This is a genomic window from Sporomusa sp. (assembly GCF_035561255.1).
In the GTDB taxonomy this organism is placed as follows: Bacteria; Bacillota; Negativicutes; order Sporomusales; family Sporomusaceae; genus Sporomusa.
Window position 1 is genome coordinate 1 of sequence record NZ_DATMXX010000229.1, and the last position, 20,197, is coordinate 20,197.

Sequence of the window (20,197 nt, forward strand, 5' to 3'; positions counted from 1 at the left end):
AGCATGGGCCTGACAGGCGCATGCTTCTTGTTATATGTGTTCTTGATGATAATGAACTTCACCCCCGTGGCAGGTTCATCTACTACTCACCCTCTAAATTGAACAATATAAGTCCAACATATGAAACAGTATTCTTTCCATTATAATACGGAATTCCACAAGCCTTTTCCAGATTCATGACATCTATCCCATAGGCTTCAACCGAAGCAAAAGCCTCATTAGGAAACCGGCACGGTTCATTGTCCAGGTAGGCACACTTTTCACAAAACTCACATGCTCCTGCATTCAATGGAAGAATCCCCTGTAGCTTGTAATCATTCTTAACACGCTCTAACAGCTCTCTGAATACCCCATCATGAACTTTTTTTGCAGCCATCATGCCGTTCCAGTCAAATGAGCTTTTCATTTGATGTACTGTTTGAAACAAGAGCCCGTGTTTATACTGACAGGCCTGGGCTTTTAATTCCGCAAACGGTCCGACGGCCGGGGGACAGACCCAATTGGTATTGTACTTTCTACATACATTCTGCTCACATGCTTTTCTAAAATCCTCGACAAATTTTATTTGGGTTACGTCGGCAATTGCAGCATGGTCAGCCTTCGCATCTAACGCTGCCTGTACTAAATCACTAAAACTTGCTCCCATATTCTTACCCTCCCTCGACTCAATAGCATAGCGGCTCTGGTACAACATTCAATATACCGCGTGGCTGCAACAACAGGTAAAGAAGACTGCCAAGGCAATCTTCTTTACCTATATATACATCTAGATATAGAGTAGCGGATAACCCCTGCGTTGTCAATATTTTTATACTATTCTTGCAATTAAATCCCTTTCTCCCATGACTGCCGGAAATTTAGAAGTAGAAGTCAACCCCCAGTTTGACAGTGTTCAGCTTGCCGTTATGAACACCGTCGGTAGGTTTTAAGGAAGCAGCCCACAAATAGATGTCAACATTTTTGTCAATGATGTACTGCGCCGTTAACTCCGGTCCTTTCAGGCCCCAGTCATATTTCGACACCCAGTAGTCGTCCGGAGCAATGGAAGACTTGGCCTCGGCATGCAGGTAGCGGGCCGTTACGAAATAAGAGCCGGGGGTATTGAGGTCAGCCCGGCCGTAGGTCATCCCGGCCTTGTAGGCTTTGTTCTGGCTGTCGGCGTTGGATTGGCCGTAAGTGGCAAAAAGGTTAAGCTTTTTGCCGATCATCTTGTCGAAACCGGCCTCCCACAGGTTAATATTATCAGACACAACGCTGGTATCCGAGCCGTCGGTGGCCAGGTTATGATAGGCTGCTTTTATATTAAGGTCCTTGGCAATAGGGGCGGAAAAATCTATGGCGGCATACCGGTTATCTGTTTTGCTGGAAATGAGATAGGGATTGGTGGCATTACCCGTCCAGCCTTGCCGGAAATAGCCGTAGGTCAAGGTGGTCCGGCTCCGGTCGCCTACAGCCAACTGAACCCCATTGATCCCTTTGCGGCCGGGAGTGACCATCAAACCGTAAGCTGCTCCGTATTCAAACCGGCCGGCTTTTACTGTAGCAGCGCCGACCAGTCCCTCCGCGTACATTTGACCATAGCGCTGCGAACCGCTAATATTGCCGTCAATCGTGGTATATGTGCCGTCGCCGTTAGGCACCCGGCTCCAGAAGCCGCCTGTCCGGAAATCCCGCACGGCTTCAGTCTCGATTTTCACTTGCCAGCGGTCGTTAACCTTGTAATTGACATACAGATCAATACCGACTGCAGGATAATGACCGTCGTTAGGGTGCGGGGTATCGCCGGTAGTCGCGGTATGACCCGCAAAAGAGCCGCTGTTATTCCATACCTGGTCAGAAAGATGCAGGAAACCGGAGACGGTTATTTTTTCACTTTTCTTTTCCAGGGTATCGACACGCACCCCTAGACTGGTAAGTTCACTGGTAAACTCTGCCGCGAGCTTATCAATTAACACCTTGTCCTCAGCATTGGCTTTTTCCGTATTCCAGATAGCCCGGGCGATCATTTGGGCCATCTCATAGCGGGTAACTGTTCTGTCACCCCCGAAGGTGCCCTGGCCGTCGCCGTCAATGATCCCGTCTTGTTTTAGTTTGTTTACCGCATCATAGGACCAGTGTTTAGCCGGGACATCGCCAAAGGGATTAGCTGGGCCAACCGCTGCTACGGTACCGGCGATATTCAGCATAAACGCAAGCACGGCAGCGATAACTACGCTTTTTTTCATCCTCTCTCCCACCTTAAGAATTTATTTCTCTTTTATCTCTAAGTTTTTATCGGAAGCTATTACTTATTTTCCGGTAGCGGCGGCAATCATGGCTTTAACATTCTCAACAGATGCATTGGGTGGGATTGTGCAGCCAGAGGCCAGAATGAAGCCTTGTCCCATGTCTTTAATCAGTTTCGTACAATAGTTATAGACCGCATCAGGTGTGCCAAGGGCTAACAGGGCTGCCGGCACATCGCCCTTAATGCACATGTGATCACCCAGGACTTCTTTAATTTTGTAAATATTAGTGGCGCCATCGCATTCAAAGATGCATTTATGTTTGGGAAATTGCTTGAAGTAGTCTAGATCCCGTTCCCAGTTACCGTCAATATGCAGGTCAACTACCGCTCCTTCCTCAATGATCACGTCGGCGGCGGCCTTGAGATATTTCCAGACAAAACGCTCCCAGATTTTCGGGGAGTAAAATTCACTGGCCCCCCGGGCCGGGGAGATAAATACCACTAAGGGCTTCAAGGTGCGGATTTGTTCGCGAAAGCCGACAAGGGTCTCGTCCAGGATAATATCCAGCACAGCTTCTACTTTATCTGGCATTTTATAAATATCCCGCAAAAATTTTGGCATGGAACGTGCACCGCTCAGGTGTTCATTTACCGTGATGGAGGCGCTGGGCGTATACACCAGATAGCCGGCGTCCTCAAAGTTTCTCATAAATTGCGGCACATCGGCCAGCTGGGCATAGAGGGAATCAACATCCACACCCAGACGGTTCTTTAAAAAGTCATCACTAAAGTCTTTCCAGCCTTTATTCAATATCGTGTCATAATCCGCAACTGTCATGATTTCCTGCTCATCAAGCTGCCATGGGGTATCATCCGGGAGATCGCGCCCCGGCAGTTTAATCTTCGTATAAAACATAAGCGGGAACATTGATGCAGCGGCAAAGGTACCACCTGTTCCATCCACATCCCCCAGGGCTTTGAAGGAAGATAAAATTGCTTCATGGGACGCTTTCATGTTCGAGCAAAACTCTGATAGTTTCATGCCGACATGTCTGGCACAGAAAGCGTCACCGGTAAGAATGACGGGGGTCCGGTCTGTTTTCTCCAAAACGATGGCTTTCTTTAAGCGCTCTGTACGCTCCTTAAGTAACTCCTGGTTTGTTTTCATCCATTAATACCCTCCCGTTTACTTTAATGATCAGCCGCTTAGCTTAGCTGACCTGGGTGATTGTGTATAATTTTGCAGCAGCAGCAACAAACCTACCGCCACAAAGGATACCGCACTGACAGAAAGTGGAAATCTTCCCGGTCCCTGACCAAATTGTCCTGATACTGCTTCAAAAACAAAGGGTGCAACAAACTGACCAATACCGCTGAGCGCAGAGGCTAAGGCGATACTGAAAGCCACCCGGGCTGGCGGCGACAATATGGACAGCGTAACAAAGAAGGCCGGGCAGGTTGTGGAAAATCCGATCCCGCCTATAAAGCAGCCGGTTAGCAGCAGATTAAAGTCATGGGTTCCGGATATCAGCGCCATCCCCGCCCCGGTCAATAACCAGCCAACGGCAATAGTATAGTTCTTTAACAATTGCATGGCTTTGCCAAACAGCAAGCCACCCACCAGACCGCCAACGGTAAACATGGTTAGTGCGAAACCGGCACTCGCGGCATTGCCCAGATTCTCACCGACAACCTGAATGGCTACGTTGGTGAAAAAAGCAAAAATCAGCAGATTATACAAGAACACAACACTTTCGATAAAATACACGGTGCCGGGCAACGGAGGTTTGGCTGCTGCCTCCCCCGGTGTTGCCGTCACCGCCGGTTTTGACGGCTCGGGGAGAAAGAAATACACAAAGATGAGTACTAAAATACCAAATGCGTAGGCCAGGAAGGTATTGTGCCAATCAGTCACACACAGCATACCGCCCAGCATGGCAAATATGATGCCGCCAATATTTACGAAAACACTCTGCAGACCCATGATAGTAGCCCGCTCGCCGCCTTCAAAAAAGTCTGAAATAAGGATCAGTGACAGCGGAAATATCAACCCTAAACTCAGGCCCAAAATAGCTCTCATCACCAGGATCTGGGTAAGGTCATTCATAAAGTACGGCGTAATGCCGCCAATTAAAAAAAGCAGCATGGCCACGTGAAAAAGCGTTCGCCGACTCATGAACTCGCTCAGTTTGCTAAATACCAGGGAAGCCAGGACCATGGTCATCGACGGCAAGGCAACCAGCATCATAATGGTCTGGGCACTTGCATTCTTAAAGGCCGCACTGATGTTGGCGATAGCCGGTGAAACAGCCGTAGCTGCCAGCAGTAATAAGGAAATAGATAAGACAGCTGCTTTTAGAAGTGTTCTATTCATGGTTTCACCCTCTCTTGCTTAATAATATCCGTATTTTTCTACGGCCTCAAAGAAGACTTTTACATTTTCATGCTTGGCATTAATCGGCATACAGCAGCCACATGCATATAAGAAGCCGCCGCCTTTACCCACCGTTGTAATGAGTTTTTTACAGTATTCATCCAGTTCGCTTGGCGATGCAATCGTAAGATACGCAGCCGGCACATCGCCGTGGATAGCACAATGACCGCTTAATACCTCCTTTGCCCTGAAAATGTCTGTGGCTCCGTCTAATTCCAACACGAATTTTCCTTTTGGCAATTCCAGAAAGTACTCTAAATTCTTAGTCCAGTCACAATCGAAGTGCAGGATTGGCACAATGTTTTTAGCCACTAATCTTTCAACAAATTCTTTAAAATAGGGCCAAACCAATCTGTCAAAATACTTTTGGGAAATGAACTGGCCGGCAGATCTGCTGCCGCCGACAAAAACCCGGTTTACACCGGTAGCCGCCACCGTTCTTTCCGAGCCCTCTACAAAAGCATCTACCAGAATTGCCATTAGTTCTTCCAACTGACCAGCAATCTGGAACATGTCTTTAAAATATTTTTCGATTGATCTAGTTAACGAAAACGCGTCAAATGGAACCAGCCCTCCCAAATCTCCATAAATCGGAACCTGGCCCCGGCGCCGTATGGCTTCAAGTTCAGCAGCCCGAATCCGGCCTGCTTCAGTAAAGCCTTTTACTATCTCCTCACGGCTAATGTTATTAGCACGTTCCAGAAAATTTATATGGTACTCGCCATACCCTTTCTCTTTAACAATTGCGTAGTCATCGCGGGTCATAACCTCTGTTTCCAATACCTGGCTTGAAGCATTATCCGGCAACTCTTTGCCAGGTAATTTCATCTTGCCCATACCAGCTCTTTCGGCAACATAACCACTGGTAATGCCGTTAATATCAGCACTGCAATCCCACATTGGATAGTCATTAGCCAGTTTCTCAATAGCTGCCAGGCCTTTTGTCTCAAACTCCCAAACAAATTCTTTGTTTGTTATTCCAACATATTGCCCGGCGTAATTGCCGGTTTCCGGCGCACACACTACCCGGTCTACCGGTTCAAGATTAATCGTAGCGATAAGCCTTTCCTCGGCAGTCATGGTATCTTTCCCCATCAACCCACCCCCACATCTTTACTCAATGCTAATTACCCTCTTTAACCTTATCCATGCCCCCTTTTATTTTTTGAATATTCTTTCTGATAGTCATAATAGCATGTAAGTAAAACCCTGTGAAATTCAAAAATAGATGGATGACTCTGCAAAAAATCATAACCAATTCGTCCCTTACTCTGTTGAAAATAGATGCCCAAGGATATATGATAAATAGCAATCAGAAGATTTAGACACATCTGATTATTATTACTAACCCCGCAGATTTACCTTGATGGGAGAGGGTATAGTGGAAGATATCCGGCATTTGCGTTCGTTCATCTATGTGGCTGAACATTTAAATTTCACCAAGGCTGCTGAGCAGCTCTACATTAGTCAGTCAACCTTAAGCAAGCATATTGCCGAATTGGAGGAACAATTAGGTGTCCAATTATTTGTCCGTACCCATCACTCGGTCCGGCTAACCCCGCCCGGTTCGACTTTATTTGAGGAGTCCCGCTCCCTTATGACCAAGATCGGCGAAGCCTTCGAAAGGGCGCGCAAATCTCAGCGTGAGGTCTGGGGAACATTACGAATTGGCTGTATGGGAATCGAGCATGCCTTTTTGCCGAGAATCCTGAAACATTTTGTTTCACTTTATCCCCATGTTAAACTTGATATTCAAGTTATGCCTATCCCCAGAATTAATGAGGCTTTAGAACGTCAGGAACTGGACATCGGTTTTAATACTTTCATAGGCAACGAGTTTACATCAAAATTGGAAATACACAGAATCCGGCGGGCCCGCTTATGCTTTTTATTGCCACGCAATCATCCTTACGCTAATAAATACTCCCTTGATCTTGCTGACCTTAAGCAGGAACGTTTCATCCTTATGTCCCCCACGACTTTTCCTATTGGTATAGACTGGTTTATACAACAATGCAATCAAAGAGGATTTACCCCAAATATCGTGAGTCAGCCGGCCCGTGTTGAAACCCTTTTCTGGCAGGTTACAGCAGGAATGGGTATCTCCTTTTGGGGTTTTGATCCGGTCTTCTGTCAAATGCTTCGCCATCACGTCTCCCTGGTCGCGATGAATGGGACCAACGCTTACGGGAATATTGCTTTGGTCTGGAAGAGAGGCAACCCAAATCCTATAATCCCGCTTTTTATTAAGGAGTTTGATGGAATAAAACCACCGAGAAAACTCCACTAAGAAAGCTAACCGCTCTTTAGCCTGTTTTTATAACACTTGGTATTCAACAAAAAAAATAAACGCCCTGAAGCCTTACTAAGGCTTCAAGACGTTTATTTTTCTTTTTATTTATTACCACACAGCTGCAACGCTGTGCTTTGATTGAATTTGACCTGCTCGTTACTGCCACCGCAGATATCATTCATTGTCACGGATTTTCCCGGCTCCAGCACCAGAAATTCCTCATCCCATAAGCCTTGCAGCAACTTGTGAAACAAGCGCAGTGAACCAGGGATCACTTCATGACACAAGTTAAGCCGTTCCGCAAAATTCTGTGTCTGCAGCAGGACACTGTCTACAGCATACGCCCCTGTATCGATCAGCATAAACCGCTTATAGTGACCCATCATAATTTTCATTATTTTTAAAGCTCTAATCTGGCCGTAACGCGCAATGCAACGTTCATATTCCCGGATTAGGTTATTCTCGTAATCCAGCCAGCCTTTGGTTAAAAAGTAGGTTCCCATTTCTTTTGCGATATTTTTTCTTGCTTCACATGAACCCAAAAGTAAAGGAATACAATCATCCACCTTGGGGAGTACCAGTGTTGCCTTATCAGACTTTATATCAAGTAAACTATTCCCGCAATAGCCAAACACTAATAATATTATGTCAACATTGTCGATTCTATTAATCTCTTCCTGAATTCTCTTATGCAGTAACTCCGGTGTATTATGCAGCCCAGATTCGACATAAATTACAGGATAGTCTACACCAGTTGTCTTGATAGCCAAAGTAAGCTCATCCTGGAGTGTCTGACACGCTAATATTGCTGTCCCCATTGGATACCTTCCTTCACGATGATTGAACAATTCTTTTATTCGTCACAAGAATATTGCGGCATAATTCTGTAACTTTGGTGCAGTCGGTAGCCCAATAATCAGCGCCTGTGTACTTTCGCACACTTTCATTAACTAAACCGCCAATAATAACGATGGTCTGAGAGCGAAGCCCGGCTTCATCGAGAAGATCAACCGTTTTTTTCATTGACTCAAAAGCCTCAGTGATAAGCCCGGTTAAGCATACCACCTGACTATTATACTGTTTTACAGCCTCAACAAATTTGGCCCCGGGTACATCCACCCCCAGATCACAGATATCAAAACCATTATAGCGCATAATTCCTGTTGTAATATTCTTGCCGATATCATGAATATCGTCTTCGACCGTACCGAAAATGATCGTAGGGTAGAGCGCACGTGGTACAACAGTCGGGTCTTTAATTACCAGAGTTAGCACGTCTTTAAAAATCTCAGAGGCCATAATCAGGTCTGATAAAAAATACTCGCCTTTGCTGTATAGCTCACCTACCCGGTCAGTACCTGCCCTAATCTCATCCAGTAGCACATAGGGACTGATCCCCATTTGCAGGCCTTGTTTAACTAAATTAATGACCATTGTTTCATCAAGCCTAGCCATAGCAGCAACAAGCATCTTCTGGATTTTCAGCATACTATCACAACCTTCCTGAAAGTGGGTATGAGGTTGCCTTTAATTCAAACCGGTCTTTATGACAAACCATGATCGAGACGCCCAGTGGTTTATCATCTTTAGAATAGATTACCTGCTTGATAACAAGCGCCGGCAGGGTTTCATCCGCTTCCAACAATTTAGCCTGCTCCGGTGACAATGCCGCCACAGATATAACCATGTCATTGCGAACTGGTACACTTTCCTGATGTTTGGCAACCAATTCCGGGAAATCGGCATATTCCAGCTGCGTTTCCAGTAATGGCTTGCCTTTTTGATAGCGCAGGAATTTTTCTTCAATAGCAGCAGGCTGAGTACCTTTGTACATAAGCCGCTTTACTGTAATCACATTGACATCCCCGGTAAAGCCCAATTCACCGGCTAAATTCGGGTTATTGCGGATCAGATTAACGCCTAACAGCTTATAACGTAACTGCTCCTTATTAACACCGCTATTCTTCAGGTCAATCACTAACTGATTCAGGCGGGGCCGGGTCACAAAACTCCCCTTCCCTTTAATTGTATCAATCAAACCGGCATCAGCCAGCAGTGCAATCCCTTGCCGCACAGTCATACGGCTGATTGCATATTTCTCCCCCAGCTGCGCCTCAGTCGGAATCAAGTCTCCGTCTTTAAGCGCACCTGTTTCAATCTGCTGTTTTATATCTTCAGCTAAACGGTAGTAAACCGGTATTAAATTCTCACGACTTCTCACTCAAACCGCTCCCTTAGAGTCTCCACGTTCGGTAATAACCTTAAATCTATACATCTATATACAGTGTACACAACAACTAATAATTGTGTCAATTTCTTTTTTACTCAGCCAACAAATATTGTGATAAGAATCGGGGCTAACACTGCGGTAAACACCCCAGCCAAAGCCATTGCCACACCTGCCATTGAGCCGGCTTGTTCACCCTCCAGGAGAGCCATTGCCGTCCCTTGCCCATGTGATACAGTACCCATTGCAAGCCCCCGGGCAACAGGGTCATGAATCTTAAACCAGGTAAGTAAGCTCAGTCCCACAACAGAACCAAACGTCCCGGTAGCTACAACAAACGCCACCGCCAGGGCCGGGTTGCCGCCTGCCAGTTGTGCCACCTCAACGGCAAAGGGGATTGTTGATGATTTAGGGATGATGGAAACAATGATATCCCTTGGTAAACCGCCGGCTTGGGTAATAAATAGCACAGTTGCCATTGACGCAATTGTTCCTGTGCCAACACCAAAAACAATTGCCGGGCCATATTGTTTCAATAAATGCCTGTTGCGATAAAGCGGTACTGCCAGGGCAACCGTAGCCGGTCCAAGCAAGAAAGTCATGATATCTTTAGCCGGAACATAAGCAGCATAAGGCAGCTTGCAAATAACCAGGAGCGCAATGATTGCTGAAGCACTTAATAAAACAATATTAATCAATGGATTATTATATCGGAAATATAAATAGCGGCTAAGAAGATAAACCCCTACCGTAATAAGAATCGAAGATATGGTAATAACGTTTTCCATTACTTATCCCCCTTACGCAGCAACTGTGTCAGCCCCCCCACGGCAAAGAAGGGTAACACCGCACCTGCCAGTAGAGCTGCTGCCAAAACCACGCCATGCTCATAAAATACAGCTCCCCAATCCATTAGGCCTACCGCTATTGGTATAAAGAAAAACAGCATATGTTTCAGCAGAAAATCGGCAGCATCCTGAATATAACGAAGCTTGATAATGCCACTCAGTAAGAGTAAAAATAGCAGCACCATCCCAAATACTGTACCCGGGATTGGCAAACCAGTAGTGGCAGTAATCTGGTTGCCTAACCAATAAACAATCCATAAAAGCATTCCTTGCCCTATCAGCTGTAACAGCTTCATGCCCAATTCCTCCTGCGTTCACTACAGTGAAAAAAGTCCTCGCCCTCATCTCAATATATAAAGCGTATCTGAGACAGGCAGTTCTGTCAACTTTTTAGTGTCAAAATAATAACACGCTACATCCTGGAATCTGTTGGATGTAGCGTGTTTTCTATTTTCTGCGTTTTTTCAATTCCTCCAACAGTTCACTTGGAGCAATGTTATGGTTAGCCAGCAGTACTAAGCAGTGATACCAGAGATCTGCCATCTCATACAGTATCTCGGCTTTATCGTGATTCTTAGAGGCAATAATGGTTTCAGCCGCTTCTTCACCAACCTTTTTCAGGATTTTATCCTGCCCTTTTTCAAAAAGGTAATTGGTATAAGAACCTTCTTTAGGGTTGTGCTTGCGGTCATTAATGACATGATAGAGTTCATATAAAACGCCGGCTAGCGGCTCTTTATACACCTTGTCCGGATCAACCAGCTTTTCTGCCTGGCCGGCATCCGCATCCAGCCTGCGACTAAAGCAGGAGAATGTTCCCTCATGACAGGCGGCGCCTCTCTGGCTCACTTTGACAAGGATCGTATCGGCATCACAGTCATAGTACATTTCTTTAACGGCCTGCACATGGCCGGAGGTTTCACCTTTTTGCCAAAGTGCACGGCGACTGCGGCTATAAAACCAGGTTACGCCGGTTTCCAGTGTTTTGCTGAGCGCGGCTGCATTCATATAGGCCAGCATGAGTACAGTTCCGGTAGCCTCATCCTGAATGATAGCAGGAATTAAACCCTGTTCATCATATTTTATGTTAACATTATTCATAGTCTCACCTCTACCCCACGGGATCTAAGATATTCTTTAACCTGACCAACAGTAAACTGGCCATAGTGGAACACGGAAGCCGCCAGTACAGCATCGGCTTTGCCTGCTGTCAGTACTTCATAGAAGTGTTCCAGCTCACCGGCGCCGCCGGAGGCAATGACAGGCACATTGACGGCCTCAGATACCGCCCTGGTAAGGGGAATGTCATAACCATCCTTAGTGCCGTCTTTATCCATACTTGTTAGCAGGATTTCCCCGGCTCCCAGTGCAGTGGCCTGCTTCACCCAGGACAATACATCAATACCTGTAGGTGTCCGGCCGCCGTTGACATATACCTCCCATTTACCCGGTTCAGTCTGGCGGGCATCAACAGCCAGTACAATACACTGACGGCCAAAGCGCTTGGCGCCTTCAGCCAACAACTCCGGCTTTTTTACAGCTGCCGTATTCAGGGAAACCTTATCTGCTCCGGCTTTGAGCATAGTCCTGATATCCTCTACAGTACGAATGCCGCCGCCTACCGTAAAGGGGATAAACACCTCGGCCGCTACTCGCTCAACCACATCAACCATAGTGCCGCGGCCATCAGACGAGGCCGTAATATCTAAGAACACCAATTCATCAGCAAGCTTGATATCATACACCTTAGCCAGTTCCACCGGATCGCCGGCATCCCGCAGTCCGACAAAGTTCGTACCTTTTACCACCCGTCCGTCTTTGACATCCAGGCAGGGAATAATCCGTTTAGTATACATTATGCCACCCCTTCCTTAGCCAGGCGAATGGCTGCCGCCAGATCGACTGCGCCGGTATAAATGGCTTTACCGACAATAACGCCCTCAATCCCCTGAGCTTGATTGGCCGTCTGGAGAGCCGTAATATCCTCAAGGCTTTTAACACCGCCGGAAGCAATGACCGGAATGCCGGCCGCTTTAGCCAGCGCCGCTGTGGCCGCGACATTAACGCCCTGCAGCGTACCATCCCGGGAGATGTCGGTGTAAATAATGCGGGCCACACCGGCCTCAGCCATTTTCCTGGCTAATTCCTCGGCCCCAATCCCGCCTGCCACTTCCCAGCCATCAAGCGCCGCCTGACCATCCCTGGCATCAATGCCCACAACAATCCGGTTGCCGAACTGCCGGCAGGCTTCCCGGACCAATTCCGGATTGCGGACAGCAATTGAGCCTAGGATCACCCGGCTGACACCGGCCTCAAGCACTTGACCAATCGTCTCCAGCGTACGGATACCGCCCCCCAGTTGCACAGGTATCGCCACTGCCTTAACAATTGCGCGCACAACCTCAAGGTTTACCGGCTTCCCGGCTAGTGCGCCATCCAAATCAACAACATGCAGGTACTCAGCCCCGGCAGTCGCCCATTTGAGCGACATTTCAGCCGGATTATCGGCAAATACTGTCTCTTGATCAAAACGGCCTTCAGTCAGGCGGACACAGCGTCCACCGCGGATATCTATTGCCGGATATATAATCATGAATTGTTCAACCCCTTAAAAAGTTAGCTAAGATTGCCAGACCGGCAGCGCTGGATTTCTCGGGATGAAACTGCACGGCCTGCACATTATCACGGCCTACCGCGGCCGTAACAGCACCACCATACCCAGTGACCGCTGTTACCAGCTGGCTATTCTCAGGTACAGCATGATAGCTATGCACAAAATAAACATACGGAACAGACGGCAGTGCGGCAAAGAGGTGACTGGGGGTCTTCATCTCAAGGCTGTTCCAGCCCATATGAGGAATTTTTAACCCCGGGGCAATCAGCTTGCGGACCATCCCTGGTAAGATTCCCAGCCCCGGCACACCGGGGTCTTCTTCACTACCCTCAAATAAAAGCTGCAAACCCAGACAAATTCCCAGAAAAGGTGTACCCTGTCCGGCCACCTCTTTAATACTGTCAACAAGGCCATAGCTGTTCAGGTTAGCCATACAGTCGCCAAACGCTCCGACCCCGGGCAGCACGACCTTGGCCGCGCTGCTGATCACCACCGGGTCGCTGGTGACAATGATATTGTAGTTGCTGCCATTCTCATCATTTAATTTTGCAAACGCTTTGGACACGCTATGTAGATTGCCCATACCGTAATCAATAATTGCTAAGGTCTCGAGCGCCATCGCTAAGCCTCCTTATAACATTCCCTTACTAGACATAACGCCTTGTATCCGCTCATCTTTGCGAGTGGCTTCATCAAGTGCCCGTCCTAAAGCCTTAAAAACAGCCTCAATCATGTGGTGGGTATTCTTGCCTGATAATAGCCGCACATGCAGGGTAAGTCCGGCATGGACACTAAGTGCCCGCAAGAATTCTTCTGTAAGCTCACTGTCAAACTGCCCGACCTGCTCCCCAGGCAGTGTAGCATCAAATACCAGGTACGGCCGTCCGCTGATATCCAGCGACACCATGGCCAGGGCCTCATCCATCGGCACAAAGGCTGTACCGTAGCGCTTGATTCCAGCCTTGTCACCTAAGGCCTTAGCCAAAGCCTGCCCCAGGACAATACCGGTGTCTTCCACAGTATGATGCCCGTCAACCTCAATATCGCCTTTGGCTTCAACAACCAGGTCAAATAATCCGTGTTTACCGAGCAATATCAGCATATGGTTGAAGAAACCAATCCCGGTTGCGGCCTTAGTTTGGCCGCTGCCGTCAAGATTTAGGGAAACAGTTATAGCGGTTTCCCCGGTTACCCGTTCAATTACTGTAGTGCGGTTCATGTGGTAACAGCCTCCAATACGGCATTGTTTTCAGCCGGTGTACCAATGCCAATCCTAATACAGCCGGTCAGCCCGGGGGCGGTACTGAAGTCGCGCACACCGATCCCGCTGGCGCTAAGGCGTGCTGCCAGTGCCGCTGCGTTGTCACTCTTAACAAGCAGGAAATTGGTTTGTGAAGGATACACGGTCAAACCGGCAACAGCGCCAAGTGCGGCTGTCATTCGTTCCCGCTCACTGCTGTTTTCTGCCAGGCTGCCGGCAAACTCCTGGCGCATACCAAACACCGTCTCAGCGGTAATAAGCGTTAGCGCGTTTACGTTATAGGGTAAGAGCACTTTACCGATGGTGCCGGCAATCTCCGCATTGGCTAAGAGATAACCAACCCGGGCTGCTGCCAGGCCATAGGCTTTAGAGAAGGTACGGGCAATAGCAACATGCGGGTATTTGCTCAGCAAAGCCACTGAGGTCTTGCCGTAAAACTCATGGTAGGCCTCATCAACGACCACAAGACTCCTGGTGTTAGCAGCAATATATTCAACCTGCTCCGGTGGCATAACTATGCCTGTCGGGTTGTTAGGATTACAAAGCAGAATAACGCCTGCTGCTGCCTGTTTCGCCGCTGCCAGCATCTTGTCGGCATCCAGCGTATAATCAGTATTGAGAGCGACAGGTACAGGCTGACTATCAGCGAGTTTGGCGTAGATTCCGTACATAGAGAACGACGGGCTTGGATACACAATGCTGCGTCCGGCACCACCATAGGCATAACACAGGGCCTCTAATATTTCACTTGAACCATTGCCAATCAGTACATTGGACGCTGTCAGCCCAAAATCAGCAGCAATTACTGCTTTTAACGACTGGGCACTGATCTCAGGATAACGGTTGAACGGCAGTGCTCTCAGCCTTTCAATCACCTTGGCTTTAACCGCCGGTGGCAGATCAGTCGGCCGTTCATTGGCATCAAGCCTTGTAGACCAGTTTACCTCGGCAACAGAGTATGGTTGTAATGATTCCAGACCGGAACGAGGTATAAACATCCTAATTCCCCCTCACCCTGATCGCATTGGCATGCGCATCAAGCCCCTCGGCTTCGGCCAGCTTAATCACCTGGCTGCTGACAGCGGCTAACGCTGCCTGAGTATAGGCGATAACGCTGGTCTTTTTCATAAAAGTATCCACATTGAGCACAGAATAAAAACGGGCTGTACCGCCGGTTGGCAGTACGTGGTTGGGGCCGGCAAAATAGTCGCCCAGCGGTTCGGGCGAATAAGGCCCCATAAATATGGCACCGGCGTGCCGCACGAAGGGCAATAGCTTAAAGGGCTCAGCTGTTAACAATTCTAAATGTTCAGGTGCCGAAAGATTGGCCAGTTCAACAGCTTCGGTAATATCTTTCGTAATAATAATCAGGCCGTTATCTTCAATAGACTGGGCCGCAATATCCTTACGCGGCAGTACGGCTAATTGACTTTCCACCTCTTTAGCCACCTTACCGGCTAACGAGGCACTGTCGGTAATAAGAATACTTGAGGCTAACACGTCATGTTCGGCCTGACTTAGCATGTCTGCCGCCACATACCGGGGATCAGCCGTGCTGTCAGCAATAATCAAAATCTCACTGGGCCCTGCCAGCATGTCAATGTCGACATGGCCGTATATGGCTTTTTTGGCCAAAGTTACAAAAATATTGCCAGGGCCGGTAATCTTATCCACCTTAGGAATGGTCTCAGTCCCAAAAGCCAGTGCAGCCACAGCCTGAGCCCCGCCCACCTTAAATATCCTGGTAACCCCGGCTAGCTTAGCTGCTGCCAGGACGTAGGGATTAACCCGGCCCTCGCGGTCAGGCGGCACAACCATGATAATCTCTTGTACCCCAGCCACAGCGGCCGGCACAGCATTCATCAGGACAGAAGACGGATAGGCAGCAGTACCGCCAGGGACATAAATACCTACCCGGTCAAGCGGCGTACATTTTTGTCCAAGAATTGCCCCGTGCTCGCGTTCCGTAAACCATGATTCAGGCACTTTTTCAGCATGAAACTGTTTAATATTCGCAGCGGCGGCCTTTAGTGCAGCAAGCACCTCTTGATCAATACCAGCTACTGCACGATCAATCTCAGCCTGTGTTACCTCCAGGGTATCGGCCGTAAAATCTGCGCCATCGATTGATCTGGTATATGTTAGCACAGCCTCATTGCCCTGATTCCGCACATCTGTGACAATGCGTTCCACAACCTGCTGTGCTGAAAGCTCTTCGCCAAACAGGGCTTTTACCTTGGCCTTGGCTCCCGCACCAAGTACCACCTTATCGAAAGCTGGTTTTTCCATAATCTCTGCGAGCTCTTCTTTACTCAAATAGCTGCTGTAGATCTGCTTCATACTTTACCCTCACTTTCCACCAGAGCTTTTAAGCCTTCCACCATTTTGTTGATCCGGTCAAACTTCATTTTGAAACTAACCCGATTGGCAATAAATCTGGCTGTTGCCGGGTGAATCTGCGCCACTTCCACCAGATTATTCTCTTTAAGAGTGCGGCCTGTTTCCACCAGGTCTACGATAATCTCAGCCAATCCAACCATAGGTGCTAATTCAATTGAACCGTTCAGCTTAATAATCTCCATTTGGATGCCGCTGCTATGAAAAAAGCTTTCTGCCACCCGGGGATACTTAGTAGCCACCCGCATATGAGCATAGTCGCTTAGTTTTTCCTGTTTGAGCGCCTGGGGTACAGCCACCATCATCCGGCAAAACCCAAACTTCAGGTCCAGTAGTTCGTAGACATCTTTGTTTTCTTCCAACAGCACATCTTTACCAATAATCCCGACATCAGCCGCACCATATTCAACATAGGTAGGCAGATCAGCCGTTTTAGTAATGATAAACCGGATTTTCTCGCTCTCGTTTGCAATAACCAGTTTACGTGAGTTCTCGCTAAGGCCTTCAGCAGTATAGCCCAGTTTACCCAGCCGGCTTGCCGAAAGATCAAATAACTTGCCTTTTGGCAGGGCTATTGTTAAATAATCCATATCATTTGAGGTCATGTCATGCCTCCCTTTTTCTTTATCTAATTAAAGTATTAACGTAATAATATATTAGCATCATGTAACATCAGGCGTCAATACCCTATTTGCGTTTTTTTAAGTATTGCAACTTCGCCCTTTACATTTTCTCCAGGTAGGAAAACTGTTTGCATATGTAGAACTAAATGGCAGGATAATAAACCAGATAAGGAGGTTCTCATATGCCTGTACTTAATATTGTAGTGATCAACCCGCTTGCTGACCGTCATCAAGAGGTCCTTCAGGCAGTTGATCCTGATATCAATATAATTGTCACCGATGAAAAGAATGCCCTCGAACAGATGCCAGGTTGCCATATTCTAGTAACCTGGGGGTGGGCCGAGACCAGATCACTGTATCTGGCGGCCCCGCACCTCGAATGGATTCATGCGTTAAGCGCCGGTGTGGAAAAACTTATTTTCCCCGAGATTCAGACATCAGACACCATCCTGACTAATTCCAAGGGCATCCACGGCATCCCCGTATCTGAACATGTATTAGCCATGATGCTGGCTTTTAGCCGCGGCCTTCCCACCAGTATTCGCCAGCAGGATGCGAAAAAGTGGCAACGAATGCCTACAAGTGAAATGCACGACCAAACCATTGCGATTGTCGGTTTAGGCTCAATTGGCCGGGAAATAGCAAAAAAAGCTAAAGCTCTGGGGATGAGAGTACTTGCCAGCAAGCGGGAGGTTACAACCGAGTTGTTTGTCGACAAGCTCTATCCGCCAGATAATGACAGCCTATTGGAGATGTTAGGCCAGGCTGATTTTGTCGTCGTCGCCTTACCACTCACCGAACATACCCAAAACATGATCGGACTACCCCATTTCTCGGCTATGAAACGTACGGCTTACCTCTTCAATATTGCCAGGGGTACGATCATCAATGAAGCAGACCTGATTGCGGCTTTAGAACAGGGGTTAATTAAGGGCGCCGGCCTGGATGTCTTTGTCACCGAGCCTTTACCGGAAGACAACCCGCTCTGGAACATGCCTAACGTCATTATCACACCACATGTGGCAGCCTTGTCACCTGCGTATCTGGACCGGGCTATTAAACTATGTGCCGATAATCTTACCCGTTTTGTCCAGGGTCGGGATATGATTAACATTGTTGATAAAGTGAAAGGTTATTAATGCAGGCTGTCAGCCGTCCGCAATAGAGTAAGCTCCGGCTGCTCGCCGGCGGCCGGGGCCTCATGGTGCCGCGCCACAATATCGACCATCTGCGGGGAGGCGCCAATCGCCTGCAGCATGGCGGCCCCCCGGGCCGCGTGATGATAATAGATATACACGGCATGGCGCAGATTGGCTACTTTGCTGCCCCGTCCCAGGCGCCCCCAGCGTCTGGCCCAATCAGCAGCACACTTATCTATGATTACTGTAAAAATTTTATCAAAAGTGCTTACATCCCCCTGTACCTTGCCGACATCGTGTAACAGTGCGCACTGTAGCAACAGTTCCTGGTTAATTGTACCATCACCGGCACTAAGCTCTGACGCGGTATAGGCAACATTCAAGGCATGCCGCTGGTCAGGCAGATTCATCTGCCAAAAAAGCACCGCCTGGGCGACATCTAAATGGCGGGCGATAAATTCCCGGTCCTGCTTGGTAATCCTGGCTGATAACGCCGCAACTAGCTGCTTAACCCGCTTACTCAATATAAATCAGTTCCTCGTAGCCTTGCTCAACAACCTGATTCTCGGCGGTGGTTCTCGATTCAGGTACAAGCGCCAGTTTAGCCCGCCGGCCTTCTTTACGGCATTTATTGGCCGCCTCAATCGCCAGCGATAGCTGGCCATCAGCCCAGGCAATATATACCTCTTTGCCACGTACGCTGACACTAATACCCTGCCGTTCCATAGCCAGCAGCACCCGCTCAATGCCTAGTGCAAAACCGGTGGCCGGATTGGCAACACCAAAAGAAGCCAGCATATTATCGTAGCGCCCGCCACCACAGAGCGGGAACCCTAATCCTGGTGTATACCCCTCAATCACCATGCCGGTGTAATAATCAAAGTCACGGATAATCCCCAGGTCAAAATTAACATAGCGGTCAACACCATAACCTGCCAGCAGCCTGCGGATATCAGCCAGATTATCCAGGGCTTTGCGGCTAAGCTCATTGCTCACCAGCCGGTAAGCCTTATTAAGCATGTCTTCCTGGCCGTGCAGCAGGGGGATTTGTTGCAACAGCTCCTGGGCCGCCCGGCTGAGACCGCTTTGGGCCAGAATTTCCCCCAGTCCTACCAAATCCCTCGAAACCATAGCGGATTTAACCTGTTGCTGACACTGTGGCGTTAACCCGCTCTCGCCCATAAGGCCATTGATAAAATCGACTTGGCCTAAGCTGATTTGAAAATTAGCCAGGCCCGACTCCAACATAGTCTCTACTGCCAAGGCCACAACCTCGGCGTCAGCCACCGGTCCGGGCGCACCTAAGAGTTCAACACCTGCCTGATAGAATTCGCACTGCCGGCCTGCCTGGGCCTGCTCATGCCGGAATACATTGGTAAGATAAAAGAGCCTCAGCGGCAGCTGCGCTTCCTTTAGCCTAGTAGCCGCCACCCGGGCAATTGGTGTAGTCATATCCGGCTTAAGCACCAGGATACGGTTGTTTTTGTCAAAAAACTTGAACACGTGTTGGTGCATGTCGCTGCCAGTACCTACTGTGAGCGTTTCGATATACTCAAATGTCGGTGTTACCACTTCATCATAACCCCAACGGGAGAATAGTTCAGCAAGTGAACCTTCAACGATACGTTTCTGCTTGGCTTCCCGCAGCAGCAGGTCCCGTGTACCATAAGGAATCTGCGGTACAAACTGATTTTTGTTCATTATCTACACCCCATTCAACTAGTCGGCCTTATTTTCCTCAAAATGACCCAGTACTGCTTTATAACCGTCAGCGCCGTAATAAAGACAGCGCTTCACCCGGCTGATTGTCGCTGTACTGGCACCGGTAGACGCAACAATATCATCATAAATAACCCCCGCTTTCAGCAGACGCGCAACTTCCAGACGCTGGGCCATCGCTTTGATCTCACCGATTGTGCATACATCCTCAAAAAACTGATAACATTCTTCCTCATTCTGAAGCGACAAAATGCCCTTAAATAACTGATCTGTTAGCCCATCTTTCAATTTGGGATTTACCGGCATGCTACTACGCCTCCCTGTAATACTTGCTTACTGACATTATATTTCGATAGTAACCTGGATTTTCCTTCTTTAACACTTTCCATCTTTATTTAATTAAACTAAATTACAA

23 protein-coding genes are annotated in these 20,197 nt (G+C 48.1%); 2 read left to right on the forward strand and 21 right to left on the reverse strand.

Features of this window, described 5'->3' with window-relative positions:
• Positions 1–82 precede the first annotated feature (82 nt).
• The 5 genes from VN379_RS12465 to VN379_RS12485 form a co-directional block, all read right to left on the reverse strand.
• A complete protein-coding gene (locus tag VN379_RS12465) occupies positions 83–646 on the reverse strand; it encodes a DUF2284 domain-containing protein (RefSeq protein WP_325534268.1) in 564 nt (187 codons plus the stop codon).
• Positions 647–857: 211 nt separating this feature from the next.
• Positions 858–2,225, reverse strand: a complete 1,368-nt coding sequence (locus tag VN379_RS12470; RefSeq protein ID WP_325534269.1) for an S-layer homology domain-containing protein — start codon at positions 2,223–2,225, stop codon at positions 858–860.
• Between the two features lie 63 nt (positions 2,226–2,288).
• Positions 2,289–3,395, reverse strand: coding sequence for a uroporphyrinogen decarboxylase family protein (locus VN379_RS12475; protein ID WP_325534270.1), 1,107 nt, complete (start codon positions 3,393–3,395; stop codon positions 2,289–2,291).
• A 30-nt stretch (positions 3,396–3,425) separates the two neighbouring features.
• Positions 3,426–4,601, reverse strand: a complete 1,176-nt coding sequence (locus tag VN379_RS12480; protein WP_325534271.1) for an MFS transporter — start codon at positions 4,599–4,601, stop codon at positions 3,426–3,428.
• An 18-nt stretch (positions 4,602–4,619) separates the two neighbouring features.
• Positions 4,620–5,756: a uroporphyrinogen decarboxylase family protein gene (locus VN379_RS12485; protein ID WP_325534272.1), complete on the reverse strand. Its 1,137-nt coding sequence runs from the start codon at positions 5,754–5,756 to the stop codon at positions 4,620–4,622.
• 286 nt (positions 5,757–6,042) lie between these two features.
• On the opposite strand from VN379_RS12485, the gene VN379_RS12490 reads away from it, so the two are divergent.
• Complete coding sequence (locus tag VN379_RS12490) at positions 6,043–6,951, forward strand: LysR substrate-binding domain-containing protein (RefSeq protein WP_325534273.1); 909 nt, start codon at positions 6,043–6,045, stop codon at positions 6,949–6,951.
• Between the two features lie 104 nt (positions 6,952–7,055).
• Here VN379_RS12490 and VN379_RS12495 read toward each other — a convergent pair whose 3' ends face one another.
• The 13 genes from VN379_RS12495 to hisG form a co-directional block, all read right to left on the reverse strand.
• Positions 7,056–7,772, reverse strand: a complete 717-nt coding sequence (locus tag VN379_RS12495; RefSeq protein WP_325534275.1) for a DUF1638 domain-containing protein — start codon at positions 7,770–7,772, stop codon at positions 7,056–7,058.
• A 13-nt stretch (positions 7,773–7,785) separates the two neighbouring features.
• Positions 7,786–8,442, reverse strand: a complete 657-nt coding sequence (locus VN379_RS12500) for a cobalamin B12-binding domain-containing protein (protein ID WP_325534277.1) — start codon at positions 8,440–8,442, stop codon at positions 7,786–7,788.
• Between the two features lie 4 nt (positions 8,443–8,446).
• On the reverse strand, positions 8,447–9,175 hold the full coding sequence (locus tag VN379_RS12505) for a GntR family transcriptional regulator (protein ID WP_325534279.1): 729 nt from the start codon (positions 9,173–9,175) through the stop codon (positions 8,447–8,449).
• A 104-nt stretch (positions 9,176–9,279) separates the two neighbouring features.
• The gene (locus VN379_RS12510) at positions 9,280–9,969 is read right to left on the reverse strand and encodes an LrgB family protein (RefSeq protein ID WP_325534281.1); all 690 of its coding nucleotides are present in this window, start codon (positions 9,967–9,969) and stop codon (positions 9,280–9,282) included.
• Positions 9,969–10,325, reverse strand: coding sequence for a CidA/LrgA family protein (locus VN379_RS12515; RefSeq protein WP_325534283.1), 357 nt, complete (start codon positions 10,323–10,325; stop codon positions 9,969–9,971). Before VN379_RS12515 ends, VN379_RS12510 begins: the two co-directional genes overlap by 1 nt.
• Positions 10,326–10,476: 151 nt before the next feature.
• Positions 10,477–11,130, reverse strand: coding sequence for a bifunctional phosphoribosyl-AMP cyclohydrolase/phosphoribosyl-ATP diphosphatase HisIE (hisIE, locus tag VN379_RS12520; RefSeq protein ID WP_325534285.1), 654 nt, complete (start codon positions 11,128–11,130; stop codon positions 10,477–10,479).
• Complete coding sequence (gene hisF, locus VN379_RS12525) at positions 11,127–11,885, reverse strand: imidazole glycerol phosphate synthase subunit HisF (RefSeq protein WP_325534287.1); 759 nt, start codon at positions 11,883–11,885, stop codon at positions 11,127–11,129. Before hisF ends, hisIE begins: the two co-directional genes overlap by 4 nt.
• Positions 11,885–12,622, reverse strand: coding sequence for a 1-(5-phosphoribosyl)-5-[(5-phosphoribosylamino)methylideneamino]imidazole-4-carboxamide isomerase (hisA, locus tag VN379_RS12530; protein WP_325534289.1), 738 nt, complete (start codon positions 12,620–12,622; stop codon positions 11,885–11,887). The genes hisF and hisA overlap by 1 nt, the downstream gene beginning before the upstream one ends.
• A 7-nt stretch (positions 12,623–12,629) precedes the next feature.
• Positions 12,630–13,262 (reverse strand): imidazole glycerol phosphate synthase subunit HisH, encoded by a 633-nt coding sequence (hisH, locus tag VN379_RS12535; protein ID WP_325534291.1) that lies wholly within the window; start codon positions 13,260–13,262, stop codon positions 12,630–12,632.
• 12 nt (positions 13,263–13,274) lie between these two features.
• Positions 13,275–13,862 carry an imidazoleglycerol-phosphate dehydratase HisB gene (gene hisB, locus VN379_RS12540; protein WP_325534293.1) on the reverse strand — a complete coding sequence of 196 codons (588 nt, stop codon included), beginning with the start codon at positions 13,860–13,862 and terminating at the stop codon, positions 13,275–13,277.
• The gene (gene hisC / locus VN379_RS12545; RefSeq protein WP_325534295.1) at positions 13,859–14,902 is read right to left on the reverse strand and encodes a histidinol-phosphate transaminase; all 1,044 of its coding nucleotides are present in this window, start codon (positions 14,900–14,902) and stop codon (positions 13,859–13,861) included. The genes hisB and hisC overlap by 4 nt, the downstream gene beginning before the upstream one ends.
• Before the next feature lies 1 nt (position 14,903).
• Positions 14,904–16,244, reverse strand: a complete 1,341-nt coding sequence (gene hisD / locus VN379_RS12550; RefSeq protein WP_325534297.1) for a histidinol dehydrogenase — start codon at positions 16,242–16,244, stop codon at positions 14,904–14,906.
• Positions 16,241–16,906, reverse strand: a complete 666-nt coding sequence (hisG, locus tag VN379_RS12555) for an ATP phosphoribosyltransferase (protein ID WP_325534299.1) — start codon at positions 16,904–16,906, stop codon at positions 16,241–16,243. The genes hisD and hisG overlap by 4 nt, the downstream gene beginning before the upstream one ends.
• Positions 16,907–17,106: 200 nt before the next feature.
• Here hisG and VN379_RS12560 point away from each other — a divergent pair, with 200 nt between their 5' ends.
• On the forward strand, positions 17,107–18,063 hold the full coding sequence (locus VN379_RS12560) for a D-2-hydroxyacid dehydrogenase (RefSeq protein ID WP_325534301.1): 957 nt from the start codon (positions 17,107–17,109) through the stop codon (positions 18,061–18,063).
• Here VN379_RS12560 and VN379_RS12565 read toward each other — a convergent pair.
• The 3 genes from VN379_RS12565 to VN379_RS12575 are packed head-to-tail and all read right to left on the reverse strand — an operon-like array spanning position 18,060 to position 20,088.
• Entirely contained in the window at positions 18,060–18,587 is a 528-nt protein-coding gene (locus VN379_RS12565) for an HDIG domain-containing metalloprotein (RefSeq protein WP_325534303.1), read from the reverse strand. The genes VN379_RS12560 and VN379_RS12565 overlap by 4 nt on opposite strands.
• Positions 18,580–19,764, reverse strand: coding sequence for an ATP phosphoribosyltransferase regulatory subunit (gene hisZ / locus VN379_RS12570; protein ID WP_325534305.1), 1,185 nt, complete (start codon positions 19,762–19,764; stop codon positions 18,580–18,582). Before hisZ ends, VN379_RS12565 begins: the two co-directional genes overlap by 8 nt.
• Before the next feature lie 18 nt (positions 19,765–19,782).
• Positions 19,783–20,088 carry a YerC/YecD family TrpR-related protein gene (locus VN379_RS12575; protein WP_325534307.1) on the reverse strand — a complete coding sequence of 102 codons (306 nt, stop codon included), beginning with the start codon at positions 20,086–20,088 and terminating at the stop codon, positions 19,783–19,785.
• Between the last annotated feature and the right edge of the window lie 109 nt (positions 20,089–20,197).